Here is a 6,764-nt window from a genome sequence, read left to right on the forward strand (position 1 = left end):
CGCCACCACCACACGTGTGGCCAGTGCCTCGCGGAGGGCGTCCGCGCGTCGGCGTGCCGTCGTGCTCACGACAGCTCCGCGAGGCGTGGCTCGATGGCGGCGGCAGCGGCGGCGCCGTAGGTCCGGTCGATGCGGGTGATCAGGTCGGCCGGGACCAGCTTGTGCTCCTGGGTGCCGACCGACTCCAGGACGATGGTGGCCAGGGCGCAGCCGAGCTGGGCGGCCTGTTCCTGCGGCCACTGCCAGGCGGTGCCTGCGAGGAAGCCGGAGCGGAAGGCGTCGCCCGCGCCGGTGGGGTCGGCGATCCGGCCGGCGGGGACGGCCTGGATGCGCAGGTCGGGGGCGCCGTCGCGGGCGAGGCCGACGCCGGCCTCGCCCAGGGTGGTGATCCAGGTGCCGACCCGGCCGAGGAGGTTCCGGCGACTCCAGCCGGTGCGTTCGGCCAGCAGGGCGGCCTCGTACTCGTTGGTGAACAACCAGGTGGCGCCGTCGACGAGTTGGCGGGCCTGCTCCCGGTCCAGGCGGGCGAGCTGCTGGGAGGGGTCGGCGGCGACGGGGATGCCCAGGCGGTGCGCCGTGGCGGTGTGGCGCAGCATCGCCTCGGGGTCGTCGGCGCCGACCAGGACGAGGCCGGGCTTGCCGGTGCGCGCGGTGATCTCGGCCAGGTCGATGTGGGGGGCCTCGGCCATGGCGCCGGCATAGAAGGTGGCGATCTGGTTCTGGTCCTGGTCGGTGGTGCACACGAAGCGCGCGCTGTGCAGCGTCTCGCTGACCCGGACGGCCGAGGTGTCGACGCCGTTCGTCCGCAGCCAGGTGTCGTACTCGGCGAAGTCGACACCCGCGGCACCCACCAGGATCGGGTCGAGGCCCAACTGACCGAGGCCGAACGCGATGTTGGCGGCGACGCCGCCGCGTCGTACTTCGAGGTGGTCGGCGAGGAACGACAAGGAGACGCGCTCCAGTTGCTCCTTGATCAGCTGCTCGGCGAAGCGGCCGGGAAACTCCATCAGATGGTCGGTCGCGATCGAGCCGGTCACGGCGATACGCACGGCAAAGCACTCCTTGAACCTGGGCCGGTGGCGGGGTCGCACGGGGAGGGCGGTGCGCGGCCGGGGGGACGGAACCGCGCACCGCGAACCTTGGCCGAAGTGGCCGTGTGCGGTCAGGGCCTGTCGTTTGGATCAGACCGGATCTGGTCGGCGGTGCCGATCGGTCCGCGCCCCCGGCGAGATCAAAACGACGGGCCCTGAGTCCGGGCCGGCGGTGACCGGCCCGGTGTTGGCGGGTGTCAGGTGGTGGCGCGGCCCTTCTTGAGGGCGATGGCCGTGTCGGTGACGCGACTGGCCTGGTAGCGGGCGGCCTGCAGGGTGACGTCGCTGGGGGCTTCCTGCCGGCCGGGGACACCTGCCACGTGGGAGGTGCCGTAGGGGTTGCCGGTCTGGAACTGGACGGGGTCGGTGTAGCCGGGGGGCACGATGATGCCGCCCCAGTGGTAGAAGGTGTTGGACAGGGCGAGGATCGTGGCCTCCTGCCCGCCGTGCAGGGTGTTGCTGACGGTGAAGGCGGAGTAGACCTTGCCGGCGAGTTTGCCCTGCGCCCACAGCGGCCCGGCGGTGTCGATGAAGGCGCGCAGCTGGCTGGCGGGGTTGCCGAACCGGGTGGGGGTGCCGAGCAGAACGGCGTCGGCCCAGTCGAGGTCGTCGAGAGTGGCCTCGGTGACGTCGGCGTGGTCCTTGCGGTACTGGGCCCAGGCCGGGTTGGCGTTGATGGCCTTGTCGGGGGCGGTCTCGGCGACCCGGCGCACGCGAACGGTGGCACCGGCCTTCTCCGCACCCTCAGCGGCGGCCTGCGCCAGCGCCTGCACATGGCCGGTCGCGCTGTAGTAGACGATCGCGACATTGACAGATGACATGGGTCGTCTTCTTCCTTCGTACGTTGACCTGTTCAGGCTTTCCGATGCTTTCGGTGAGCCGCGGCGCTCACCTGGCTTGCTTCACGCCGCCCCGCGCAGGCCCCGCGCGGAGGTCGCGTGGGTCGGCAGCGCGGCGCGCAGGGTCTGCGCGACCCGTTCGACCTGATCCATGCTCAGTTCGGCGTGCATGGGGATGGCGAGATGGCGGCGGAAGAGATCCGCCGAGACATGGCATACCTGCTTGGACTCGAAGACAGGTTGAAGATGCCCCGCCCATGTGCCGTGCCCGCAGCCGATGCCCTGGGCGCGCAGGTCGGCGGCGAGGGCCGCGCGGTCCACGCTCGCGTCCAGTGTCACCAGGTAGGACTGCCACACATGGGTCCGGTCCTCCGGCACCACGGGGAGCGTCAGGAGTTCCTCGTCGGCGAGGAGTTCGGCGTAGCGTGCCGCGACCGCGCGCCGGCGCTCCAGCAAGCCGTCCAGGCGCTTCAGCTGCACCTGCAGGATGGCGGCGGCTATGTCCGACAGCTTGTAGTTGTAGCCGATTTCCGTGAACTCCGAGATCGGTAGGCCGATGACCTTCGCCTGGTCGAAGATGCTGGTGATGCCGAACGCCGACCGCAGCCGCACGTCCTGGCCGACCTCCGGGTCGGCGGCCAGCAGGGCACCGCCCTCGCCGCTCGTGGCGCCCTTGCGTCCGTGGAAGGACAGACAGGCCACCGGCGCCAGCGTGCCGGCCTGCTGTCCTCGGTAGGTCGCACCGACCGCGCAGGCGGCGTCCTCGATGACGAACAGACCGTGCCGCGCCGCCAGTGCGTTGAGCTCGTCGTAGTCGGCCGGCAGCCCCACCGTGTCGATCACGATCATGCCGACGGTCCGCGGCGTGATCAGATCCGCCACCGACTCCACGTCGACCAGGCCGGTGTCGGCATGGACGTCGGCGAAGACCGGCACCGCGTCGAGGTACCGAACGGCGTGCGCGGGGGCCGGGAAGCCGTAGTCGGAGACGATCACCTCGTCGCCCGGCTTGACGCCCAGCGCGAGCAGGGCGAGATGCAGCGCGACACCGCAGTTGGTGAGGGCGACCGCGTCGCCCACGCCGTAGCGCTCGACCAGCTGGGCTTCCAGGGCCTTGCCCTTCGGGCCCTGACCGGCCGGCCAGCCCGACTCGAACACCTCGGCCACGGCCGCCAGTTCCTGCGCGCCGAGGCTCGCGTGCACCAGGGGGATCCTGTCCATGGTTGCCATCTCCCGTTACGCTCCCTGCTTTGTCGTCGGCCGGGATGCGCGGGGCGCCGGGGGTTCGTACCGGAGCGGCGTGATCTGGCTGACGTCGTACCGGCGGCGCATCCGCTCCACGGCCTCGGGATCCACCGACTTGCCGGCCGAGAAGATCTCCACGATCTCCTCGAAGTAGTGCTCGTGGTCGGGCGAGGGAGAGCTCTGGAACAGCATGCGGGCGGGCGCGTCCGTCGCGTTCCTGAACGCGTGCGGCGTCCCCGGGGGAACGAACATGCAGCTGCCCTCCCCGGCGCGGACGACGCGGTCCCCGCCGGTGGACTCCCAGTCGTGCCAGCTGTCTTCGGACCTCGTGACCGGCTCGAACGCCATGAGGTCGAGCTGTCCCTCCAACACGTAGAAGAACTCCTGGGATTGGTGGTGGACGTGCGCCCCCACATCGAAGCCGGGCGGCACGACCACCTCGAAGATCGATGCGGACGAACCGTCCGCCTTGGTCACCTTGAAGGTCACCTCCTGCGCCCGAGTGATCAGCTTCCGTCCCTGACCTGGGGGGACGACAAGGCCAGTCATTGATTCGGTTCCTTTCCGCGCTGCATCCCGCTCAGGGGACGGGGACGATGTGCTTCGCCGGCCTCGGCCGCCCTACTGCGGCCCGCCCATGGCCCAGCGGCCCAGTGCCATCTCGGCGGTGATGCCGGGACCGAAACCCGCGATCAGGCCGGTGGCGCCCGGCATCGGGGGGTCGGTCTCGAAGAGTCGGTAGGCCGCGTCGAGCACGACCGCGCTGGCGATGTTGCCGTACTCGGTCAGGGTCGCCCAGCTGTGCCGGAACACCTTCCGGTCGACGTCGAGGAACTTGGCGAGGTCGTTCAGAATGCGGGGACCGCCGGCGTGCACGAGGTAGAAGTCGAGATTGCCGGCGTCCCAGTCGGCTTCCGCCGTGAAGTCCCGCAGCACGGGGGCCAGTGGTTCCATCGTTCCGGGAACGCGGCGGTCCAGCTGGAAGTGAAATCCCGTGTCCCGCACAGCGTAGGAAATCCAGTCCTCGGTGTGCGGAATGAGGTACGAGGAATTGCGCTCCAGCTCGATGCCGATACCGCCATCGCCTCGTACGACGGCGGCCGCGACCGCGTCGCCGAACAGCCCGTCGGACAGCAGCGAACCGATCGCGTCGTCCTCGGGCTGGTAGCACAGCGAGCACAGCTCGCACGACACGATCAGGACGTTGCTTCCGGGGTGGGCCACGCAGAAGTCGTGGGCCCGGTTGATCGCCCCGCCGCCGGCGGCGCACCCCAGCTGCGCGATGGGTATCTGCCGGGTGTCGGACCGGAAGCCCATGTGGTTGATGAGCCAGGCCGTCAACGACGGCATCAGGAAGCCGGTGCAGGAGACGTAGATGATCGCGTCGACGTCCCGCGCGGTCAGCTCGGCGTTCTTCAGGGCCTCTTCGATGACCTCCGGTGTCCGCTCCTTGGACTCGGCCTCGTAGATGCGGTTGCGTTCCGTCAGGCCCGGGTGGCTGAGCGTCTTCTCGATGGGCTGCACGATGTGGCGCTTCTGCACCCCCGTGTTCTCAATCAACCGCAGCGCCAGTGGGAGTTGCGGCTTGCCGGAATGAACCTTCTTGGCGAATTCCAGAGTTTCTGCCGCGGTGATGACGTATTCCGGCACCCTTACCGACGGCTTGCATAGCCTTGGCATATCGAGAATCCACTTTCTCTAGAGTTGCCTTCTGCACGTGCTGAGGCTGGAGTTTTCGCCCACCATGAACTGACGGCCCGCAACGGGCGACACCGGTATCCGACGTGGTGCCGGACGTGTCGCGCGTTGGGGCCGTCAGTCGACGCTCGAAGCGGGTGATGAGACGCGAAGGCGCGGTGACACCGCGCCTCGAAAGAGGCTGCGCCCCGCCTGGCCGAGTCGGCGATCACACTCAACTCGCGCACCACAAAGGGTTTTTGGGCAGGGGAGGCGTGCGGAAAGAGTGACACGGGCTCCATCTGCACGCCAAGAGCGCCCCGAAGTGACGTGGGTCACTCCCTCGGCCGGTGGGTGCCTGGGCGGTCACCACGGCTCCAGCGAGAATCCGCCAGACGTCGTACCGGTGCGGCCATCCTGTGCGCGACCCAAGTCGCATGACCGGGAGGCCTGAACGCCTGACCTGATCGCAGTGCCTCCCCCGTTGCTCCATGCCCACCCGCCCTGCTTTGGAGTGCCATGTCCCGCAACCTGTTCACCTCGGAATCCGTGACCGAGGGGCATCCCGACAAGATCGCCGACCAGATCAGCGACATGCTCCTCGACGCGCTGCTGCGCCAGGACCCCACCTCGCGGGTCGCGGTCGAAACCCTGATCACCACCGGTCAGGTGCACATCGCCGGTGAGGTGACGACCTCCGCCTACGCCGACATCGCCGCGCTGGTGCGCGAGAAGGTCCTCGAGATCGGCTACGACTCCTCGGCCAAGGGCTTCGACGGCGCCTCCTGCGGGGTCTCGGTGTCGATCGGCGCGCAGTCGCCGGACATCGCGCGAGGCGTCGACACGGCGTACGAGAAGCGTGTCGAAGGTGCCGCCGCAGGTGCGGAAGGTGACGAGCTGGATCAGCAGGGCGCCGGCGACCAGGGCCTGATGTTCGGGTACGCGACGAACGAGACGCCCACCCTGATGCCGCTGCCGATCGAGCTGGCGCACCGCTTCTCGCGCCGGCTGACAGAGGTCCGCAAGGACGGGACCGTGCCCTACCTGCGCCCCGACGGCAAGACCCAGGTCACCATCGAGTACCTGGGCAGCCGCCCGGTCCGCCTTGACACCGTCGTGGTCTCCTCGCAGCACGCCGCCGACATCGACCTGGACGGGCTGCTCGTCCCGGACATCCGCGAGCACGTCGTCGAACACGTCCTGTCCCAGCTCGCCGAGGACGGCATCAAGCTCGACACCGACGGCTACCGCCTCCTGGTCAACCCGACGGGCCGGTTCGAGATCGGCGGCCCGATGGGCGACGCGGGCCTCACCGGCCGCAAGATCATCATCGATACGTACGGCGGCATGGCCCGGCACGGTGGCGGCGCCTTCTCCGGCAAGGACCCGTCCAAGGTGGACCGTTCCGCCGCGTACGCGATGCGCTGGGTCGCCAAGAACGTGGTCGCCGCGGGCCTGGCGGAGCGCTGCGAGGTCCAGGTCGCCTACGCGATCGGCAAGGCTGAACCGGTCGGCCTGTTCGTGGAGACCTTCGGTACCAACACGGTCGCCGTCGAGAAGATCGAGGCCGCCGTCAACGAGGTCTTCGACCTGCGCCCGGCCGCGATCATCCGCGACCTCGACCTGCTGCGGCCCATCTACGCCCAGACCGCCGCGTACGGCCACTTCGGCCGTGAGCTGCCCGACTTCACCTGGGAGCGCACCGACCGCGCCGACGCCCTGCGCCACGCGGCCACGGCGGCGAAGCAGGCCTGACCTCCCGGCAGCGCGTCGGCGGGCGGGCGCGGTTTCCCCCGGCCGCGCCTCGCCGACGACTGCGCCGGGACGAGCGGGCCTCGACCCTTCGGCCGAGGCCCGCTCACCCTCCGTTGCCAAGCCGGGACGTACGACAGCGCTCGCTTCCGTGCCGTCG

Annotated in this window: 6 protein-coding genes; 1 reads left to right on the forward strand and 5 read right to left on the reverse strand. The window is 69.7% G+C overall.

Annotation, left to right across the window (positions count from 1 at the left end; all coding sequences use genetic code 11):
- Positions 1-65: 65 nt before the first annotated feature.
- The 5 genes from QIS96_RS37450 to QIS96_RS37470 form a co-directional block, all read right to left on the reverse strand.
- Positions 66-1,049, reverse strand: coding sequence for a carbohydrate kinase family protein (locus tag QIS96_RS37450; RefSeq protein WP_282547361.1), 984 nt, complete (start codon positions 1,047-1,049; stop codon positions 66-68).
- A gap of 239 nt (positions 1,050-1,288) precedes the next feature.
- Complete coding sequence (gene wrbA / locus QIS96_RS37455) at positions 1,289-1,912, reverse strand: NAD(P)H:quinone oxidoreductase (RefSeq protein WP_282547362.1); 624 nt, start codon at positions 1,910-1,912, stop codon at positions 1,289-1,291.
- Between the two features lie 81 nt (positions 1,913-1,993).
- On the reverse strand, positions 1,994-3,151 hold the full coding sequence (locus tag QIS96_RS37460) for a DegT/DnrJ/EryC1/StrS family aminotransferase (RefSeq protein WP_282547363.1): 1,158 nt from the start codon (positions 3,149-3,151) through the stop codon (positions 1,994-1,996).
- A gap of 15 nt (positions 3,152-3,166) precedes the next feature.
- The gene (locus QIS96_RS37465; RefSeq protein WP_282547364.1) at positions 3,167-3,724 is read right to left on the reverse strand and encodes a cupin domain-containing protein; all 558 of its coding nucleotides are present in this window, start codon (positions 3,722-3,724) and stop codon (positions 3,167-3,169) included.
- A gap of 72 nt (positions 3,725-3,796) precedes the next feature.
- Positions 3,797-4,855 carry a type III polyketide synthase gene (locus tag QIS96_RS37470; protein ID WP_282547365.1) on the reverse strand — a complete coding sequence of 353 codons (1,059 nt, stop codon included), beginning with the start codon at positions 4,853-4,855 and terminating at the stop codon, positions 3,797-3,799.
- Between the two features lie 516 nt (positions 4,856-5,371).
- On the opposite strand from QIS96_RS37470, the gene metK reads away from it, so the two are divergent.
- Positions 5,372-6,607 carry a methionine adenosyltransferase gene (gene metK, locus QIS96_RS37475; protein WP_282547366.1) on the forward strand — a complete coding sequence of 412 codons (1,236 nt, stop codon included), beginning with the start codon at positions 5,372-5,374 and terminating at the stop codon, positions 6,605-6,607.
- Positions 6,608-6,764 lie beyond the last annotated feature (157 nt).

Origin of the sequence: Streptomyces cavernicola, assembly GCF_029968035.1 — a bacterium.
In the GTDB taxonomy this organism is placed as follows: Bacteria; Actinomycetota; Actinomycetes; order Streptomycetales; family Streptomycetaceae; genus Streptomyces; species Streptomyces cavernicola.